Consider the following 480-nt stretch of genomic DNA (forward strand, 5'->3'; position numbering starts at 1 on the left):
AGAAGACCACATCGGGCTTCTTGGCCTTCAGGGAGGTCAGGATGGCGGTGAAGTCCGTGGCCTTGTCGTTGGTGAATTCGCGACCGACGACCTTGCCGCCGGCCGACTTGACGCCCTTCTCGAACTCATCGGCCACGCCCTGGCCGTAGGCCGTGCGGTCGTCGATCACCGCGATCGATTTACCCTTGAGCTGCTGCACCGAGTACTTGCCCAGCGTGCCACCCAGATGCACGTCATCGGCGACCACGCGGAAGGCGGTCTTGTAGCCATTGCGGGTGAACTTGGGGTTGGTCGCCGAGGGGCTGATCTGCGGCACGCCGGCATCGCTATAGACCTTGGACGCGGGGATGGTGGTGCCGGAGTTCAGGTGGCCGATCACGCCGTTGACCTTGGAGTCCATCAGCTTCTGCGCCGCGGCCGTGCCCTGCTTCGGATCGCCGGCATCGTCTTCGGCCAGCAGCTCGAACTTGGCCTTCTTGC

At 64.2% G+C, this 480-nt stretch carries 1 protein-coding gene; it reads right to left on the reverse strand.

The genetic code is table 11. The features are described from left to right. Positions 1 to 480: branched-chain amino acid ABC transporter substrate-binding protein (locus tag PO768_RS29070; protein ID WP_272648833.1), on the reverse strand; the 480-nt coding region annotated here is incomplete at both ends.

It is taken from the genome of Paucibacter sp. XJ19-41, from assembly GCF_028462495.1.
Taxonomy (GTDB): domain Bacteria; phylum Pseudomonadota; class Gammaproteobacteria; order Burkholderiales; family Burkholderiaceae_C; genus Roseateles_E.